Origin of the sequence: Enterococcus sp. C65, assembly GCF_040887165.1 — a bacterium.
Taxonomy (GTDB): domain Bacteria; phylum Bacillota; class Bacilli; order Lactobacillales; family Enterococcaceae; genus Enterococcus_B; species Enterococcus_B hirae.
The window spans coordinates 1-19,313 of sequence record NZ_JBFOFG010000008.1 but is presented as its reverse complement, the minus strand read 5'-3'; the positions used below and the strand labels follow the sequence as shown (position 1 = coordinate 19,313).

12 protein-coding genes and 2 tRNA genes are annotated in these 19,313 nt (G+C 35.3%); 1 reads left to right on the top strand and 13 read right to left on the bottom strand.

Annotated elements, in window-relative coordinates:
- The 6 genes from AB3I12_RS09860 to AB3I12_RS09835 all read right to left on the bottom strand — a co-directional run bounded on the left by AB3I12_RS09860 (position 1) and on the right by AB3I12_RS09835 (position 10,194).
- Positions 1 to 825: a hypothetical protein gene (locus AB3I12_RS09860; protein ID WP_010737215.1), complete on the bottom strand. Its 825-nt coding sequence runs from the start codon at positions 823 to 825 to the stop codon at positions 1 to 3.
- A gap of 24 nt (positions 826 to 849) precedes the next feature.
- Complete coding sequence (locus AB3I12_RS09855) at positions 850 to 1,080, bottom strand: hypothetical protein (protein ID WP_010720705.1); 231 nt, start codon at positions 1,078 to 1,080, stop codon at positions 850 to 852.
- Positions 1,081 to 1,553: 473 nt separating this feature from the next.
- Positions 1,554 to 3,287: a VirD4-like conjugal transfer protein, CD1115 family gene (locus tag AB3I12_RS09850; RefSeq protein ID WP_053765983.1), complete on the bottom strand. Its 1,734-nt coding sequence runs from the start codon at positions 3,285 to 3,287 to the stop codon at positions 1,554 to 1,556.
- Between the two features lie 54 nt (positions 3,288 to 3,341).
- On the bottom strand, positions 3,342 to 8,051 hold the full coding sequence (locus AB3I12_RS09845; protein WP_155727583.1) for a hypothetical protein: 4,710 nt from the start codon (positions 8,049 to 8,051) through the stop codon (positions 3,342 to 3,344).
- Between the two features lie 65 nt (positions 8,052 to 8,116).
- The gene (locus AB3I12_RS09840) at positions 8,117 to 8,650 is read right to left on the bottom strand and encodes a hypothetical protein (protein ID WP_063627676.1); all 534 of its coding nucleotides are present in this window, start codon (positions 8,648 to 8,650) and stop codon (positions 8,117 to 8,119) included.
- 122 nt (positions 8,651 to 8,772) lie between these two features.
- A complete protein-coding gene (locus AB3I12_RS09835; RefSeq protein ID WP_063627677.1) occupies positions 8,773 to 10,194 on the bottom strand; it encodes a helix-turn-helix domain-containing protein in 1,422 nt (473 codons plus the stop codon).
- Positions 10,195 to 10,550: 356 nt separating this feature from the next.
- On the opposite strand from AB3I12_RS09835, the gene AB3I12_RS09830 reads away from it, so the two are divergent.
- The gene (locus tag AB3I12_RS09830) at positions 10,551 to 11,999 is read left to right on the top strand and encodes a helix-turn-helix domain-containing protein (RefSeq protein ID WP_228011925.1); all 1,449 of its coding nucleotides are present in this window, start codon (positions 10,551 to 10,553) and stop codon (positions 11,997 to 11,999) included.
- A gap of 108 nt (positions 12,000 to 12,107) precedes the next feature.
- On the opposite strand, the gene gor is transcribed toward AB3I12_RS09830, so the two are convergent.
- The 7 genes from gor to AB3I12_RS09795 form a co-directional block, all read right to left on the bottom strand.
- Positions 12,108 to 13,454: a glutathione-disulfide reductase gene (gor, locus tag AB3I12_RS09825; RefSeq protein ID WP_063627678.1), complete on the bottom strand. Its 1,347-nt coding sequence runs from the start codon at positions 13,452 to 13,454 to the stop codon at positions 12,108 to 12,110.
- 171 nt (positions 13,455 to 13,625) lie between these two features.
- Positions 13,626 to 14,867 (bottom strand): U32 family peptidase, encoded by a 1,242-nt coding sequence (locus AB3I12_RS09820; RefSeq protein ID WP_010720714.1) that lies wholly within the window; start codon positions 14,865 to 14,867, stop codon positions 13,626 to 13,628.
- Between the two features lie 18 nt (positions 14,868 to 14,885).
- On the bottom strand, positions 14,886 to 15,809 hold the full coding sequence (locus AB3I12_RS09815; protein ID WP_014834383.1) for a peptidase U32 family protein: 924 nt from the start codon (positions 15,807 to 15,809) through the stop codon (positions 14,886 to 14,888).
- Positions 15,810 to 16,001: 192 nt separating this feature from the next.
- A complete protein-coding gene (locus AB3I12_RS09810) occupies positions 16,002 to 18,482 on the bottom strand; it encodes an ATP-dependent Clp protease ATP-binding subunit (RefSeq protein ID WP_010720716.1) in 2,481 nt (826 codons plus the stop codon).
- A gap of 6 nt (positions 18,483 to 18,488) precedes the next feature.
- Positions 18,489 to 18,959, bottom strand: a complete 471-nt coding sequence (locus AB3I12_RS09805; protein ID WP_034700167.1) for a CtsR family transcriptional regulator — start codon at positions 18,957 to 18,959, stop codon at positions 18,489 to 18,491.
- 130 nt (positions 18,960 to 19,089) lie between these two features.
- Positions 19,090 to 19,163 (bottom strand) — tRNA-Arg (locus AB3I12_RS09800).
- 59 nt (positions 19,164 to 19,222) lie between these two features.
- A tRNA-Pro gene (locus tag AB3I12_RS09795) sits at positions 19,223 to 19,296 on the bottom strand.
- Positions 19,297 to 19,313: the final 17 nt, after the last annotated feature.

The window sequence follows — 19,313 nt, the reverse complement described above, 5'->3', positions numbered from 1 at the left end:
TTATGATGCAGATATTAGTGTTTTGGCCCATCCTTTAGTTTTATTGATAGCTAGTAAGATTCCAATCATATAGATCGTTAATCCTAAAATAATCCCAAACATATGGGTGCCAACGTCTTCCATTATTCTCATGAATAGCATTGGATATGTAACTAAAACCAGGGCGATAAAGGTTGACTGCAACCCCGTGGCGGCAAAATTTTTAAAGAAGCCTTTGGTCATAGCAGAAAATTCTTGGCTTGGCAGAGCCCCCATCGGAATTGGTGCCATCGCGCTAAAAATATAAAGCTCCATAAATCGTAAATAAATCGTTACCTGAATCAACGTCCGTACAACAAGTGACACTAAAAATAGAATGAACATAATTAATAGCACAGCGATTTGTGACCAGAAATCTAGATCATTTACCGCCTGTTCTACTCTTGCTGCTACATTCGCTACAGTTTTTTCGTCACCTACTTGTAAAATTTTATACGTTAAATTAGAAGTAATCACTATGATTCCGTCTAACAAAACTTGGATTTTTAAAATAACCACATAACAAATCGCAAATTTAATAAATGATTTGATGATCATTTCAAACCCAAGCATTGGTGCTCCTCCAGCTCCCTCAACCTTAAGTGAAATTTTTTGAAATTCCAAAAGAATAAAGATGGCTAAAATAGACAATGAAAGCGGAATAACAACTAGTTCCTGTAAATCTACTACTAATTTATATGCATCATACATGTATCCTGATAGATTCTTACTCAGAGTGTATTTTAAATCATCTCCATTCAAATAAAACATGATTTGATTAAAGAGCCACATTATCGCTGATGTCATAAATTAAATCCTGCTTTCAGTGTATTATTGTAAAAGTGAAGAGAAATCAAATTGAGTTGCGAACCAGCCTGCAGCAACTAAAATCAATCCACCACCGACAATTTGCCAAATTCCTTGCTGTAATTGCGGACCATTTTTATCTTTTAATGCACCAGCTAAAATGACCGTTCCCCAAATTAGCCAAAGACCTCCACCTACTAAAGTGAAGTTTGATACTAAACTAAAAACTTTTTCTAATAAAGCTGCATCTTTCATTTAAACATTTCCCCTTTTTTGAGTTATTTATTATTTGTTACTACTTTTAGTATATGGTAATTTTTCAACCGATGTTTGCCAGTTATTTCTAAGTTGAGAAATTTTAGAAACTCCCTCTCTCAAATTTTATAATTGACTAATTTAGTCAATATATGTAAGAGGTCTTTATCAAAAAGCAGACTAGCTGAGAAGAATAGTTACTCTAAAAAATTTTAAAATTCGTTATTTTGGACACAATAAATTGATTCATCTATAAAACTTGGAACATCTATCCATTTTTTTCAAACAAATGCACAGCGCTTAAGAATTGATTCCTGAAAATAAGTCAAAAAATCAAAAATGCTCAAAATAAAAAGAAGCCACTTTTGGATTCACCATGATTTCCGAGTGCCAGACAGTCCTTATATCATCTTCTACTAGTTTCACTCAGCATCATTGACAAGGATTAAATTCCTAATAATTACATATGTATGTTACGTAGTGGACGGTGTAGAGAGATTACGTTCATACATATATGAGTCTGTCACATCCCCTAATTTTTTATAGTTTTTATGTTTGACAATGTCATATTTTTCAGACAGGAAAGGATTTGCTCCACGTATTTTTAAAATACATTGTTGCCCTTTCAAACTGGCTACTTCATCGGGGTCCATCAAATTACGCCCCAACTTTTGGAAACTTTCATTGAATGATCCATTTGAGCCTTTAGTGACACTGATATTTCTTTGTTCGATCGTTTCTTTACCTAAAAGTTTAGAAATATATTCATGCGTACTTTGTTCCATCCCACCTAAATATAAAAAGACGTCACTCGTACCAATAATGGTTTCCCAAGTATCTTTATACAACGTTTTTAACTGACTAATATTTTGTAAGATCACATTTGTTGAGATTTCTCGACTTCGAATAACCGAAATAACTTTCTCAAAATCCGGAATTTGACCAATATTGGCAAATTCATCTAGAATACAGCGAACATGACATGGTAAGCGTCCTTTATAAATATTATCTGCTTTGTAGACCAGCATATCAAAGAGCTGTTGGTACATCATACTGGCTAAGAAGTTAAAACTGGTATCTGTATCTGGCAGTAAGATGTACAAAATCGTTTTCCGATCCCCAATGGTGTCCAATTCTAATGTATCTTTAGAGACCAAGTCTTTGATACTAGGAATATCAAACGGAGACAACCTTACCCCTAAACTAACTAAAATACTCTTGGTCGTCTTATCCCCTGATAGTTTGAAAATTTTATATTGCGCAACCGCGAAGTTTGTTGGATCTTTCTCTTCTAACTCATTGAACAGCACGTCTAAAGGACTGACGAATCCAGGAACATTTTCGTCAATATCTGCTAGACGTACCAATTCAATCACATTTCCTAATGTGCGATCTTCTTCAACGACTTCTTGGATCAAATAGCTAAAAATCGCCATTAATAAAGCAGTCTCTGCCTTTTCCCAGAAATCATCGCCACCTTTTTTATCAGGATTTGAAGTGTTTTTAATCAAATTATTTACGATTTTTAGAATATCGTCTTCCGTTCTTATGTATTTAAATGGATTGTAGTGATGGGTGTCACGCCGATTGATCAAATCAAAGACTTTGATATTGTAACCCGCTTCCTCAAACATTTTTCCTGTTTCCATCAATAACAATCCTTTGGAATCACTGACGACATAGGAAGAATGCATTTGCATCAGATTTGGTTTTACATAAAATCGCGTCTTACCACTACCGGCTCCTCCAACCACAACGACATTTTTGTTACGGTTAAAATTATCTTTACCAGTAATTTTCATTCGTCCTGACAGGGATAAACTCTCTGTTTTAGTCAATATGATATTAAAACTCTTTTTCTTCGCCAAAAATGGTTTGATATCTCGAAATTTCCCCCATTTTGCACTTCCATATTCTTCATTTGGGCGTACTTTTTTTTCATCAAACGTTTTGTATAATACTAGTAATCCATAAGAAAGAACAAAAGCGAGCCCTCCCAGTAATGACTTTACGTTAAATGAGAATTGGAAGGAAAAACTAGCTATTTCATCAACTGCGTGAAGAAAAGATCTAGCTATTTTTTCCACAAATGTTACGGTTGTATTTTGATCAATCGTAAATAAAAAAAATGTACGATTCCCTATATACATTAATGTACTCACCACAACTACGTGGACTACCCATAAAACATATTGAGACTTTTTCAAGTGGTTGTTCATCCCTTTCGTTACTTAATTTGTAGCGTTTATATAATATTATCCCTAACGTCCGTAGCCCTCCGATCGCTGGTGATCATTTTTACTGCTCACTGATGCTCGTCCACTAGATTGTTTTTCATTAGTTGGATTATTCAGCACTCTACTAACAGAATCCCTTAATCTTACTTTGTCAGTTTCTGTCTGTTTATTCAAAGTAGAAATGGAAGATATACTCGTCCGAGCTGATTCTTGTTCTTGCGTTTTTTGGCTCGTCTGCGTTTTCTGTTTTTCAGCTGTTTGCTTTTCATTGTCTATCTGAGCCACTCGTGCTACTCGCGTATTAAAATCAGGGGTAAGAGAGTGGTGCTGTCCTAGTTCTTGCACTTTAGCTGAGCGTTCGGTAAATAACTGTTCACGCTTCGCATTTTCTCGATTAGCTAATCGATTTTGCAGAGGTTTCAATAAGTATTTATCAGCAACCCACACACCTAGCAACGTAAAAAGGGCAGGAACTGCTATAGCTGCTACTGAAGCAATAAGTGTACCAGAAATCGCAGGAAGTACTGCGGTTAACAGTAAAGGTAAGCCGAAAGTAGCTAACCCAACAAATAGGGCGACTCCAATTAACGTTTTCACTTTATTTCTCCATAAACGTTTGGCGAAATTGGTTGTCGTCATCAACGCCGCATTTTTTACTCGAGTAGCAAACGGCAACCGCTGTCCGTTAGCATCCAACCCTTTTTTCAGATTTTGGTTTTCTTCTGATGAACGTTTTTCAGAATGGGCAATATCGAATGTTTCTTTTATTTTCTTTCCGATTGGAACAAAGGTTTTAGCGTTAAGGTTACTTAATTTTTCCTTACCAAATTTATATGGTCTAGCCACTACTTTACCGACTGGTTTTAAAGGTCGACCAATTGTTCTAGCTGTCGAGCGCACAGATTTTCCGATGGATTTAAATGGTCTAGCAATTGTTTTTGAACCTTTTTCTAGCGCTGCCACTGTCTTAGGAAATCTTTCCTTAGCAAATCGCTGGACTCTCTTGGAAGTACGTGGAATGATTTTAGGTACGGCATTTACTAAACGTTGACCGACATAACTACCAATAATCACGCCTCTTAACCAGTTGACTACAGCGGATCCGTGTAATATTTGTGTGCCAGTAGGCATTAGCGGAAGAGCGCCAGCCATCGCACTAAAAAACGCCATCGGTGCAACCCACAGTACTTGTCTTGCTAAAAACAAATAAAATGAAGGGCGGGTCAGCACCTGATACCATTTCTTTTTAAGATCTTTATAAGTAATTTCTTTTAACTCTTCGGCTTTTCCTATCAATTCTGCCGTATCTTGCTTAACATTTTCAAGTTCCTTAGCTAGCACCTGAGGATCCTTTGGCTGTATCTCTTCTAAAAATTCAGCTAATTTTTTTTCATCGCCAAGAATTGTCTTTAAACCTTCACATAGTGTTTTATTTTTAGTAAGATCGATTTCTATCTTAGATCTTGCTGCTTTAGACTTCTTCGATTGATCAAGGAAAAAATTATTGTACGGTCCATATTTTTTTAATTCTTCATCGTGCTTTATCTTTTGTTCGACAAACGCGACCTGAGATCGTAATCTTTCTACGTATGCTAACTTTAGATCCTCAACCGAAACTGATTTTTTCACACTATCTGTTTCATCTAATGTACTGTTGACGTTTTCCGGCATAGAAGTTTGGTTCATGTCACCTTCTGATACTGAACGTAAATCTGAAGAATCCTTTGGTAGTGGAACTTGATTTGTAAAATTATTTATTTCTGAATCGCTATTGGGTGTAGACGGTTGGTCTAAGGAATCTCCTGGTGTTAAAACTTGGTTTGTAAAACTGCTTAATTCTGGAAATTTATTGAGTTCAGCAGTTTGATTTGTAATTTCCTTTGATAAACTAACTTTACCATTAACATAACGCAATTTAACTCTTGGTATAAGAATTCGGTCAAATTGGTCAAAACTGTGACTTGGTATAGACTGTTCCGTCATTACTCCGGGAGCCGAATTTCTATGAACTAACTTGTCATGATTCTTTAAATCTTGAGTTGTAGATAATGATGATAGTACACGTTCTGAATTGGTTAAATTCCGTAACTTTCCAATGTAACGCAATGGAATATCATTTTCAAACCTTTGAAATTTGTCAAATTGTGTATCATCAAATGGTTTTTTCTCTGGATCTAACTCAAAATCTGATAATTTTAAATGCCGTTCATGAAGACTGTCATCATACATGGGTGAAGATGTTTCTCGATCTTCTGAACGTAATGGAGATTCAGATGGCATAGTGAGTTCTGGTGCACTGTTTCGGCGACCTTTATCTGTTTGTTCTCTATGTACTTCATGTAATGTGTGACTAACTGATCTAGATCTTGCTATTCTATTTGGTCTACGCTCCTCTTGTTGGCTAAGTCCATGAATAAAATTTGCTTTAGGACCTTTCCGGAGCACGAGGGAGTCTTTTTCTTCTATATTATTAAATTTATGGATTAGATTTTTCACATGGCCAGGGACAGGGACAGGGACAGGGACAGGTCTATCATTTGCCGAATCCTTTTCTGATACACTATTTGCGAGACTATTAGTAGCTTGAATTTCAGGCTTAGCTTGCTTTCGCAAATCGTCTTCTGATCGATTGAAAGAATTATTCGTTTGCTGCTTGTTTCCTTGTGGTAGATTACTTCCATTTTTATTAGGTGTTTTTACTGATACTGTTTGGTCGGGTTTTGACTCTCCATTCTTTTCAAACGTCGAAACTATTTCTGATACATTACTTAGGCGATTGATAGATTTAGTTTCAGGTTTTGCTTGATCTCGCAAAACGACTTCTGATTCATCGAGAGAATGATTCGTTTGTTGCTCGTTCTCTTTTGATAGATTACTATTACTTAGGCGATTGATAGGTTCAGGTTTTACTTGATCTCGCAAATCGTCTTCTGATCGATTGAAAGAATGATTCGTTTGCTGCTTATTTCCGTTTGGGTTAGACACTTCTTGTTGGTCTTGTTGGCTAAGTCCTTGATTGAATTTTATTCTAGGACCTTTCTGAAGCTCGTGAGAGTCTTTTTTTTCGCTATTAAATTTATCGATTAGCCCTCGCACATCGCCACTGTAAGGTCTAGCATTTGCCGAATCCTTTTCTGATACACCATTTGGGAGACTATTAGTAGCTTGAATTTCAGGCTTAGCTTGCTTTCGCAAACCAACTTCTGATTCATCGAGAGAATGATTCGTTTGCTGCTTATTTCCGTTTGGGTTAGACACTTCTTGTTGGTCTTGTTGGCTATGTCCTTGATTGAATTTTATTCTAGGACCTTTCTGAAGCTCGTGAGAGTCTTTTTTTTCGCTATTAAATTTATCGATTAGCCCTCGCACATCGCCACTGTAAGGTCTAGCATTTGCCGAATCCTTTTCTGATGCACCATTTGGGAGACTATTAGTAGCTTGAATTTCAGGCTTAGCTTGTTTTCGCAAAACGACTTCTGATTCATCGAGAGAATGATTCGTTTGCTGCTCGTTCTCTTTTGATAGATTACTATTACTTAGGCGATTGATAGATTTAGGTTCAGGTTCAGGTTTTACTTGATCTCGCAAATCGTCTTCTGATCGATTGAAAGAATTATTCGTTTGCTGCTTGTTTCCTTTTGATAGATTACTTCCATTTTTATTAGGTGTTTTTACTGATACTGTTTGGTCGGGTTTTGACTCTCCATTCTTTTCAAACGCTGCAACCCTTTCTGATACATTCATTTGGTCTTGATTTTGTTCTAATACACTCCCCCTATCCTGTCTTTTTTTCCTCCTTATAGTGGCTGTCTCTACGAGAACTTTTTTCGCCTTGTCTTTTCTGTTCTCTACTTCCTCCCTCGTAATATCAACTGCAGTAGCTTTTGCATACCTCTCTTCCAAAGTATCCGTTTTTATTATTTCAAAATTCTCAGTTCTCATGAATTCTTTAACAAGCTTCTTAATTTTATCAACAATCTTAGCGTCTGTTATTGTTTGATCTGTTATTGTTTGGTCTCTTACCTTATCTGACGCATTTGGCGGATCTAGCGTATTTGACGTATTTGACATCTCTTGCATCATTTTTTTATTTTTCTGACTAACATTATTTAATTCATTTAATTTTTTGTTACAATCTGCTACTTCGTTTCGTTTGTGCTGCTTAAGCCCAGTAAGTTTTTGTTTCGATTGACTGATCTCACTAGCTAATATTTCGGCCAGATCTTTATTCTCAAAGTACTTCGTTTTTTCATCTTTTGCGATGGCTCCAAGATAATCATTACTTTCATGACTATTATTAGATAAAAAAACGTCCTTTGTTTCTAATTCTTCTATTGTGGCCTTATCCCTTTCATGCTTTACGATCTTCGTTTCTTGTTCCTTTTCTAATACATTAATTTTTTGTTGAAGTTGCTCCCCGCTGATTTTTCCCTCGGCGTGTTCGATTCTTGCTTCATACTCAGTTTTTTCACTTTGTAATTCAAACACTTTACGATCCCCAGCCATCCGTCGAAGTACTTCAAATTTAAAGTCATCTAACATATCTTGCACTTTTAAAAGTGCAGTCTTTTCTCCATGATTCTCTTGGATTGACTTTTCACAAAGAGTAAAGACATTTTCTTTTTTGACAGAAAACGACGATGCTTCTTTGATAAACTCGGACTTTAAATTAGATTTATTTTGCCATTCACCGGTTTCATTCTCCAATATATTCTTTCTTACCAAGTAGTTCATTCCTCCTTCATCCTTCTTGGATCATTCTACTAGATCTATACTAATTGCGTAATAGCGCAATTTGATTAAAGCTGATGTGCAATTGCACTATGACCGTTGTTTATTTGGAAACCACTTGTTAGACTATTTTTAGTATTTATACTGGTTCTTACTGCTCCCGTAGTGACATCTTTCATACTCTTTTTGTCATCTACTTGTTTAATTGGTACTGGTACTCTCTCAGGATTTTGTTGTTGCGCTACTACCCAAATTGGTTGTAATTTTGGAACTTGTTTATCAATTGGTTGTAATTCTGGAACTTGTTCATCTTTAAGTAATGGGACCTTATCTGTTTCTTGGCTTAGGTCTTGTTTTTCTTTGGCCAATGCCTTTCTTGCTTGCCGTTCATCCCATTTGTTCTTAAGAACTTTATATCCTTCTCGAAGTTTAACCCCAGTCCATTTTGCTCCGTTCCAAAGCTTAGCTCCAGTCCACTTCGCTACTTCCCAAATAACCTTTGAGATTTCCCAAGTCCATTTTAATAATTTCACAGTCAAAAATCCCAAGCCCCCAAATAGACAACATAAAAGAAACAACATACTACGATCTTCAGAATCCATCACTTTTTCCTCCTTTAAATTTTTTTATTTTTTTGTTTATTTTAATCATACCTGACTTTCTTGCTAGCTCTATCCTATTTTTTCCAAAAAATAAAAAAAGATGGCACTCGTAAAAGTTGTCCTTAGGAAGAATATAAACACGCCTCAAAATTCGACCAAAAAATTGGCGTTGGCACTTTTGAAATTTTTAAAATATCCGCATTGATTCGTTCAAAATTCAGGGAGAGATCTGTTAGTATCAAGTCATATTGATTCAACACCTGGTAATCAATTGAAAAGACATCTTGTTCATAAATATCAATCTGCTTAAAAAAAGGATACTTGTTTAAAATAATATTTTTATAAAGTAAAGCGACACCAATTTCCTGTGTACTTAAAACCAAAATTGACTTTTCTTTCACTTGTGGTTCGATCATATGTACTAATTGATTGGAAGAAATAAGTAATTCCAAAAATAAGTCTTTATGTAATAATTCACTTTTTTCAATAAAGCTCAGTTCTGCAACTTCTAGCGAATGATGATACGCTTGCCAAATCTTAGGATTGTTTTGCATCACTTTTTGATAAAATATATCCGCATAACTGACTTTAAAGATCATTAATTCTTTATAAAAATTGATAAAGTCAGATAAGTAGTCGATTGTCCTTTTACTGATCGATCCTTCAATATTAAGTAAATAATAAAAATGAGTAAGAAAAGTTTCAATTTTCTTAGGCATGATTGTCTGGCGATTAGTATCTGTTGTAAAGAGCAAACCGAAATAGGAACTTAAGACATTTGCTACATTATTTCTAGTTACATTAAACTTATATTTTTGACTCATCAACGTTGTAAAGACCGTATCTTTTTGAATTACTGTTAAAAGCTCAGTGACAACCATTTCTTTATTCTCCAACTCATCTTCCGGTACAAAGTGTTTGTGACCTATACGAATGATCGAAAGAAAAATGTAATACACCGAATAAATAATTTTAGGAGCACTAGCCGTTTTATTTTGTGCTTTGAGACACCTACGTATTAATTGATAGATAGAATCAAAATAAGCAAACTCTTGTATTCGATACATCTCTTTAAACATACATGCAAATAAACGTCTAATTTCCGTTTCATTGCCAACTACCATTAATTTTGCTTGTAAATCGATCTGAATATTTATGGTCTCTGTATAAAAATAATTGTTTATTTTTGACACAATCCTGCGAATACTTGTTTTACTCAAAAATAAAGATTGAGAAATTTCAGTTAGTGTTGGTTCGTATATGACTATGTATTTTAGTATTTTGACATTAATTGAATTATTCAGTATTTTAACAAAAATATCATCTAAATTGACATTGTTCGGTATCGTCAAACTCACTTCTTTGTGATTATTTACCTCAATATGAACAGGAAAATAGGAATCATTGAAGTGTTCAATATCAGCAATTAGTGTTTTATCGGTAATTGTCAGCTTCCTTGCTAGTTTGTTAAGATTGGAAGACCTAGTATTTAACAAATAAAGTAAGGTAACTTGCCTTTCTAATTGCTTTTCAAGTAACCCCATAAGTACAAAACTCCCTTCTATTAAACATCATGTAAGAGTATCGTACAGTCAATTCCTTTAATTTCCCGTATGTTTTTTTCTAGTTTTAGAAATTTAAGTTCTCAAAAATATTTGAATTGTGTTAAAATATAAAATTTAAAAATCCAATCATATAGAATATATCTATTCCATTTTTTAAATAACAATAACTAAATACAATAATAACCAATGTAACAAATAACCATGAACGATTTACTATAAAGTTAATAAAAAACAAGTATAGAAATTTATAAAAAAAACACTAACATAACAAAAATATATGATAAAATAATTTATATACCATAAGAGAAAGGTGGGAGGAAGCGATTTCTAAGATTTTGAAATCCAAAATGATGATGAAAGAACTTAATATACTGGAAAAAACTTCAGAAAGACAAGTCAAGTTAGCATTACTTCTGGGTATGTCATCAATTGAGTGCAACACGCTAACAAAGCAATTAAATGTGACAAAAAAAACATTATTAAGTGACATTGTTTTTTTTAACCACACCTATTCACCTGTTGTCGTTAAAATTGATCAGTATCAAATCATAACATTAAAAATGCCTAATGATATGAATCTGGAAGACTTAATCAAAAAAATACTAAATCATTCTACGAACGTTCAAATCTTAAAAACTATTTTTATCAATGAACCTGTTTTGTCAAAACTCGCTGAAACATTATTTTTAAGTGAAACCAGTATTCGGCGAATTATTTTTAAAATCAATGAATATTTTTCTGAAAGAAACTGGCCAATCATGATTAAAGTTGCTTCTCAGTTACAAATTACAGGTGACGAAAGTTTTATACGGCATTTTTTTTGTAGCATGTTTCGTGAAATTTATACCCCGCAGCAACTACCACATTTTGACTATATATTTGACTTGTTACAACGTTATCATAATAAAAACCATACGTTTTCTTCAGTAAGTACATATAAGTTAATTTTAAATAGTTACTATTTTTATACGTCCATTATTCGTATCGGACAACGACACATAATTGATTACCCTTTAAAAAAAGAAACCGAAAGTGAACGATTATTTTTTGACTTATTGACAAAAAGTACCGTTCTTTGTTCGATCATTGAAAAGAAATATAATTTTAGTATTACAAAGTCAAATGTCCATAACCTATTAAGTTCATATAGTCATTTATATTTTTTTAATTCAAAAAATGATGAATTAATGGAGCAAAAGAAATTACAAAATTTAGTTCATAGTTTTTATCATTATATGGGCATAGATATTACCTTATCTCCTAATGACATACAAAGACTAAATGACTTTATCCATTTTAATGAACGATTGCAATCCTTTAAGACGACATACATAGATCTTTTGTCACAAACATTTATCAAAGAATCAGAAAAACTATTATCAGCTTATGAAAAGTCAATCGAACAAGCCGGTTTGACTGAAATCAAAGAAAACCAATTGCTTTATGAAGAATTATTTTTAGAACTGATTACATTATCTCCACAATTATTATCAACACTCCTTCCTTATAAAAAACATTTATCCATCGTCATTGTTTCTTATCAGGAAGAACGGATTTTGTCTTTCTATAAACAACTGCTGTTAAAAAAATTTCCGTCGTTATATAAAATTGATATGTATCAAGAAAATATTTTCTCTGTTGATTATGTGAAAATCAATCAATATGACCTAATTTTAACTGATATCGAGCTAAATCAAACGAAGATCTCGACTAATATGTTAAAAATATCAAAAATTCCCACTTCTGCTTTTTGGAGCAACCTAAAAGAACTTCTTTATGCGTAAGGGAGTTACATCATTGCTCATTTAACATCGGTATCACAGCATAAAAATATAGTGCGACCTGAAGTTAGTCTAAAAACTAACTTTGGACTCGCACTATAGTTATACTTTCTATCGCATAGTAACAAACTCTTCTGCACCAGTTGGATGGATAGCGACCGTATCATCAAAATCTGCTTTTGTCGCGCCCATTTTAATTGCAACAGCAAAACCTTGTAACATTTCATCGACACCAATACCAATTGCATGTAAGCCAATGATTTTTTCTTCTTCTCCTACGCAAATCAATTTCATCTCACATTTTTGACGATAGTCATTCAATGCAAAATACATAGGTGTAAATCGTGAACGATAAACTTTGATCTGATCACTTCCATAGGTAGCCAATGCTTCATCTTCTGTTACACCGATCGTTGCAATCGGTGGATGGGTAAATACAACAGTCGGTACTAAGTGATAGTCTAGATAAGAATTTTCTTTCCCATTGAATAGCCGTTCAGATAAACGGCGACCTGCAGCAATTGCCACTGGTGTCAAATCAATTTTACCGATCACATCTCCCACCGCAAAAATATGTGGATCTGTGGTATTTTGATATTTATCAACTTTTATAAAACCACGTTCATCTAATTTTACTTGGGTATTTTCTAATCCTAATTGATCGGTATTAGGCACTCGACCACCTGCAAACAATACACAATCACCAGAGAGTCGTTCACCATTTTCAAATACAACTGTATACTCATTGTCGTTTTTGATGATTTCTTTAGCTATATGTCCAGCGTAAGTTTTGATCCCAGCTTCTTGATACATCTCAACTAAGTTATCAGATAGCATTTTATCAAAAGTTCGTAATGGACGTTCTTTTCGATACGCCCACATTACCTCACTACCTAGCCCGTGTAAAACACCAGAAAGTTCTGCGGCAATATAACCTGCTCCTAAAACAATTGTCCGTTTTGGCAATTCTGTCATCTCAAAGAAGCCATTTGAATCAATTGCATATTCGCCACCAGGGATCGTCATTTTGCTAGGCTTACCACCAGTTGCAATCAGAATTTTTGTTGCTTGATAGGTTTCCCCATTTACTTCCACGGTTTGACTGTCTATAAAGGTAGCATATCCTTTAATTGCATCCACTTGATTACTATCCAAGCCACGTTGATACGCACCATGTAAAAAGTCAATATATTTCTCACGCTTTTCAACTAACTCTTTAAAATCTACTTTTTTTACATCTGCTTGGATCCCATAACTTGAAGCATCTCGTTCCATTGTTTCTAGGATCGTGCTGGCTTGCCACATTACCTTTTTGGGTACACAACCAACATTCACACAAGTCCCACCAAGTTCATTTCCTTCAATTAATAAAACTTTTGCACCGTGCATTCCGGCACGATTCGCAGAGGCGATCCCTCCAGAACCACCACCGACAACTATATAATCATACGTTTTCATGCTATGCCTCCTAATTTAAGAAGATGCTTGCTTTTCTTCTTACTTTGGATAAATTTTCAAGAAAAATATCTTCTCTACTCTTTTTATCCTTACAAAAAATAAGTTTAACACGTTTAAACAGATAATATAACTTTGATGCTTTATTTTTATTCGATTGATTAGCGTATGCTTTTATTTTCTTTTCCGAATCATATCTCCTGGTTTTACAGGTTGTGTCACTGGCATAGTTAAAATCATCATCGGATTTGGTGCCCGATCAATGGATTCATCTTCTTCATTGTACATTACCTCAACCGTTTGGCTAAAATGAGTGAATCCTGGACCATAAAATTCGATCTCATCTCCCACAGAAAATAGATTTCGTTGACGGATCGTTGCAATTTTGGTTTTTTCATCATAAGACATTACTTCACCTACAAATTTATAAACAGGGATCTTACGACGTTCCCCAAATAATTGTTCATTTTCTGTTGGTGTATTGTAATAAAATCCTGTAGCAAGTTCCCGTTGTGCCACTTTCCATAACTCATCAATCCACTCTTGCTTGCAGACATAATTCTCAGGGTCTTCCATATAACTGTCGACCGCAGCTTTATAAACATTAGAAACTGTAGAGACATAGTGGATTGATTTCATTCTTCCTTCAATCTTAAAGCTATCTACCCCATTTTCAATCAATTCCGGGATATGCTCGATCATCGACATATCTACTGCACTCATTGAAAATTCTTCTTCTATTTCGCCGTTTTCTGTCAGATGATTTCTTTCTTGGCCAAAAGGCATATCAAATAATCCATATTTCCAACGACAAGATTGTGAACAGCCCCCACGATTAGCATCACGCATTGACATGTGATTAGATAAGGTACAACGGCCAGAATAAGAAATACACATCGCACCATGGATAAAGGCTTCAATTTCCACATCCGTATTTTTACGAATCTCAGCCACTTCTTCCATAGAAACTTCACGAGCTAAAACGACACGCTCTAATCCTTCTTCTTTCCAAAATTCAAGAGTTTCAAAGTTAGTGGCAGATGCTTGTGTCGATAAATGGATCGGTAAGCCCGGTGCTTCTGTCGCACATATTTCAATCAGCGCTGGATCTGAAACAATTACGGCAGAAATTCCGACATCACGTAATTGACGGAAAAATTCTCCAGCACCTTCTTCATTTCCTTCATGTGTCACCATATTTGCAGCAACATATACTTTTGCGTTATGTGCTTTTGCAAAAGCTACGCCTTCAGCCATCTCTTCATAGGTAAAGTTACCTGCGCGACTTCTTAGACCATAAGCATTTCCGCCAATATAGACTGCATCTGCGCCATAATGAATCGCTGTCTTTAATTTTTCAAGTGTCCCAGCTGGAGCTAAGACTTCGGGTCGTTTCAATTTTCTTTTTGTTGTCATTTTTTCTCGTCATACTCCTTACTTGATGGCTTCAGGATCAATATAGAAGAAGCCAGTATCTAATTCACGATTTTGAGGATGTAATTCACTTATCTTTTTGCTTAATATTTCAGCACTTTCTTCATTCCAAGTACCTGCAAGGATTTGTTCTTTCGCTTCCACAAATGCTTTGGTAATTTTTACAAAATTTTCTCCTGGGGTAAATAAACCATCAAGTTTCCATGTACGGAACTGATGTTGATACAATAACCCTAATTCTTTTGACAGGTTGATGTCATTGCTGGCAAAAATATGGGTCCCATGAGTGTCTTCATAGATGGAATAATGTGTGTCGTCTTTCTTAGGTTCTGAAATAAACAATCCCCGATCACGATCTACTCGCTCTTCTTGTTTGGTAAAATGATAATAATTTTGCAATAAAGGACGTTTTGATTGATGAATGCAAGTAGCACCATACACTAGAATTTCTACAGGAACATTTAGTTTTTCTTCCATCGCTTTCATTTCTTCAAAAGGAACTTCTCTAGCCAAAACGGCTCCAACAGCTCCTCTTTTCGCCCAAAAATTGATTTGTCTAGCACTAGTAACTAACGTTTCTGCATCAAAAATGTAGGGAATACGCCATTCTGGATGTTTCTTCATGGTGTATATGATACCTGTATCACCTACTGTCAGTTGATCTACCCCAATTTCTTTCAGGAATTGTAGATATTCAGGTACTTTTTTCATTTTTTCAGGATGAATAATCCCATTCATCGCAATATTTACTTTTTTACCATATGTGTGCGCCAATTCAACTAATTGACGTTGTTCTTCTCTTGTAAACGACGCAGGTAATCGCAAACCAAATAGTTCCTCGCCAAAATACAAAGTATCTGTTCCTGCTTCAAGTAATTCTTTTGCTTGTTCAAAAGTTTCTACCGTAGTTATGATTTCGATCATCATTTCCTCCTCCTACAACTCCATAATAGTAGCATAGCTTAAAAAAGTTGCCAACACTTCTTACATTTATTGGTGGATTTTTGAATTTAAATTCACAAGAAAAAAAGTAAAAAAAATAAAAAAGTGAGAGCCTTTTGCCCATAACCTTCAATCGTTATGTGGAACAAAATTCTCTCACTTCTTTTTTAACTCCTATGATTCAACTACATACTTTTTTGGAAGACGTACATTCAAAGTGATTTTTCCTTTGGAGGCTCCCACTGTCACTTGATCGCCTAAATGGATTTCTCCACCTAATAATGCTTCACTTAAGCGATCTTCTATTTCTTTTTGCAACGCTCTTCGTATTGGACGAGCGCCATATTCAGGATCAAAACCAGCTTTTCCGATCACATCTATTGCTGCCGGAGTAATCTTCACTTGGATATCCTGTTCTTTCAAACGTTTGACGATTGCTCGACTCATAATTTGAACAATGGAGTGGATTTCATCCTTGCTTAATGAATGGAAGACAACTGTTTCATCTATCCGGTTCAAGAACTCTGGACGGAATGTTTTCTTTAATTCTTCTAAAATACGCTTTTGCATGGCTTTATGATCTTTGGTAATGTCTTGGACATTGAAGCCAACGTTTTTTTCTTCTCGAATTTGGGTTGCACCAATATTGGAAGTCATAATCATGATCGTATTTCTAAAATCAACTTTCCGACCTTTAGAGTCTGTTAAATGGCCATCGTCTAGTACTTGTAATAACAGATTAAATACATCTGGATGGGCTTTTTCTACTTCATCTAATAAGATGACAGAGTAGGGCTTTTGTCGAATTTTTTCTGTTAATTGTCCACCTTCATCATACCCAACATAGCCCGGAGGTGACCCAATCAACCGACTCGTGCTGTATTTTTCCATAAATTCAGACATATCAACCCGAATCAAGGAATTCTCGTCCCCAAACATCACTTCCGATAAAGCTTTGGCAAGTTCCGTTTTACCAACTCCTGTAGGTCCTAAGAACATAAAGGAGCCAATTGGTCGATTTGGATCTTTTAACCCACTACGAGCCCGACGAATTGCTCTTGATACTGCTTTGACTGCTTCATCTTGTCCAACAACACGTTCATGTAAAAGTGCTTCTAATTCCAATAAACGCTGACTTTCTTTCTTTTCCAGTTGTTGTAATGGAACACCTGTCCATTCAGAAACGACTGTGGCTACATCTTCTTCAGTCACACGATCAGCATAACCATTTTCCTGCTTTTCTTCTAGTATCAATAGTTTTACTAATTTTTTGTGTAATGCTTTTTCTTGTCTTCGCAATTGTGCTGCTATTTCAAAGTCTTGTTTTTGGATTGCTCGTTCTTTTTCTTTGACTAATTGTTCGATTTCCAACTTAATTACTGTAGATTCCGAAAGATCATCTGTTTGATCTAAGCGTACCTTAGCAGCTGACTCATCAATCAAATCGATTGCTTTGTCAGGTAATTGACGAGAAGTGATATAGCGTACAGAAAGATGAACCGCAGCTCTTATCGCATCATCAGTGATTTCTACACCATGATGCTCTTCATATCTTGAACGAAGACCACGTAAAATCTCTTCTGCTTCTTCAGGTGTCGGTTCATCTACTTGAATTCGAGCAAAGCGTCGTTCAAGGGCAGAATCTTTTTCAATATACTTTTGATATTCATCTAACGTTGTAGCACCAATTGTCTGTAATTCTCCACGAGCTAAAGCAGGTTTCAAAATATTAGATGCATCAATTGCCCCTTCTGCACCACCGGCACCGATCAAGGTATGCAACTCATCAATAAATAAAATGACTTGACCGTCGTTATAGATTTCGTCAATCACCTTTTTCATACGGTCTTCAAATTCTCCACGGTATTTTGTTCCCGCTACTAAAGACCCCATGTCTAACATCATCAAGCGTTTTTCTTGCATCTCTTCAGGAACTTCACCCATCACGATTTTTTGGGCTAAACCTTCAGCAATCGCTGTCTTACCAACACCAGGTTCCCCTACTAATACAGGATTGTTTTTAGTTCGGCGACTAAGTATTTGAATCAAGCGTTTTACTTCTCTTGAACGCCCAACAACTGGGTCAAGTTTTCCGTCTCTCGCTAACTTCGTCAAATCTCTTGCTAAAGAATCTAACGTTGGAGTACCTTTTACCATTTGACGCTTTTCTTGTGGGTTTTTACGACGGATACTATTATTACGACTATCATTTTTTATGCCCATTTTTTGTTTCAAAGATTGTCGGACTTTCGTTAAACTGATTCCCAAATTGATCATCATCCGAGTAGCCATGATACTTTCATCTCTTAGCATACTCAACAAGATATGTTCCGTTCCCACTTTTTGAGCACCCATTTTTCTTACTTCACTATTTGCCAATGCAAAAATTTGTTTCATGCGTGGCGAATAAGGTAAAAAGGTTCCTTGAGGATATGAAGTCATTGTACCGTAGCCAATCAAATGCTCAATCTCTTCGTAGATGTCTGTTTCAGTTAATCCAACTTCACGTAGTACTTTCCCAGCAATTCCATTCGGTTCAATAACCAATGACAACAAAATATGCTCAGAACTAACAGACTGATGCTTAAACTTTTTTGCTTCATCTTGTGCAATTTCTAATACTAATTGTGCTCTTTGCGTAAAAAGTTCTTCCATTCATCTTCACTTCCCATCTTCATAGCTTAATCGTTCAAGAAATGCTCGAAGAATTCGAGCACGAACATAATCTTCTAGCCCACCATCTACATTCAGTGTATTTTTGGCAATTGCGCTCAGCATTAAATTGCCTTCTTTTTTAGTAACAATTTGATCCTCATATAATTTTTGGATGATTGCAAAAGCATTTTTTTCACTAATCGTTTCATTGAATAGCTGATTCACTTGTTCCAACATATGCCTTTTATCAGAAATTCTTACTTTGGCAATCCGTATGTAGCCACCACCGCCACGTTTACTCTCAACCAAATAACCTCGCTGAATCGTAAAACGAGTATTAATCACATAATTAATTTGAGAAGGTACACAATTAAAGAGGTCGGCCAGTTCAATCCTGCGAATCTCAATCATTTCATTCTTTTCTAAAAACTTTTTTATATATGATTCAATTAAATCCGAGGTATTCTGATGCGCCATCTTACTCATTCCTTTGACTAATATTGACCTTAATTATAGCGAATTTAATATCAGAAAGAAAGAAGAAAGACTTTTCCCTTAGAAATCATTAAAAATATAAAAAAATACGGAATGCAGGATTCCGTATTAACGCGCCCAAGAGGAGTCGAACCCCTAACCTTTTGATCCGTAGTCAAACACTCTATCCAGTTGAGCTATGGGCGCATATTCAGTTCATTTAAATTATAAAATACATTTCTAGAAAAATCAATAAAAATAAAAAATCGGGAAGACAGGATTCGAACCTGCGACCCCTTGGTCCCAAACCAAGTGCTCTACCAAGCTGAGCTACTTCCCGAAAATATAAAAAAGACT

Excerpts from the sequence above, each read along its gene's own strand:
- gor (WP_063627678.1), bottom strand. The coding sequence starts at position 13,454 with ATGAAAACGTATGATTATATAGTTGTCGGTGGTGGTTCTGGAGGGATC.
- AB3I12_RS09840 (WP_063627676.1), bottom strand. The coding sequence starts at position 8,650 with ATGGATTCTGAAGATCGTAGTATGTTGTTTCTTTTATGTTGTCTATTT.
- AB3I12_RS09835 (WP_063627677.1), bottom strand. The coding sequence starts at position 10,194 with ATGGGGTTACTTGAAAAGCAATTAGAAAGGCAAGTTACCTTACTTTAT.
- AB3I12_RS09815 (WP_014834383.1), bottom strand. The coding sequence starts at position 15,809 with ATGATCGAAATCATAACTACGGTAGAAACTTTTGAACAAGCAAAAGAA.
- AB3I12_RS09805 (WP_034700167.1), bottom strand. The coding sequence starts at position 18,959 with ATGGCGCATCAGAATACCTCGGATTTAATTGAATCATATATAAAAAAG.
- AB3I12_RS09855 (WP_010720705.1), bottom strand. The coding sequence starts at position 1,080 with ATGAAAGATGCAGCTTTATTAGAAAAAGTTTTTAGTTTAGTATCAAAC.
- AB3I12_RS09820 (WP_010720714.1), bottom strand. The coding sequence starts at position 14,867 with ATGACAACAAAAAGAAAATTGAAACGACCCGAAGTCTTAGCTCCAGCT.
- AB3I12_RS09810 (WP_010720716.1), bottom strand. The coding sequence starts at position 18,482 with ATGGAAGAACTTTTTACGCAAAGAGCACAATTAGTATTAGAAATTGCA.
- AB3I12_RS09860 (WP_010737215.1), bottom strand. The coding sequence starts at position 825 with ATGACATCAGCGATAATGTGGCTCTTTAATCAAATCATGTTTTATTTG.
- AB3I12_RS09845 (WP_155727583.1), bottom strand. The coding sequence starts at position 8,051 with ATGAACTACTTGGTAAGAAAGAATATATTGGAGAATGAAACCGGTGAA.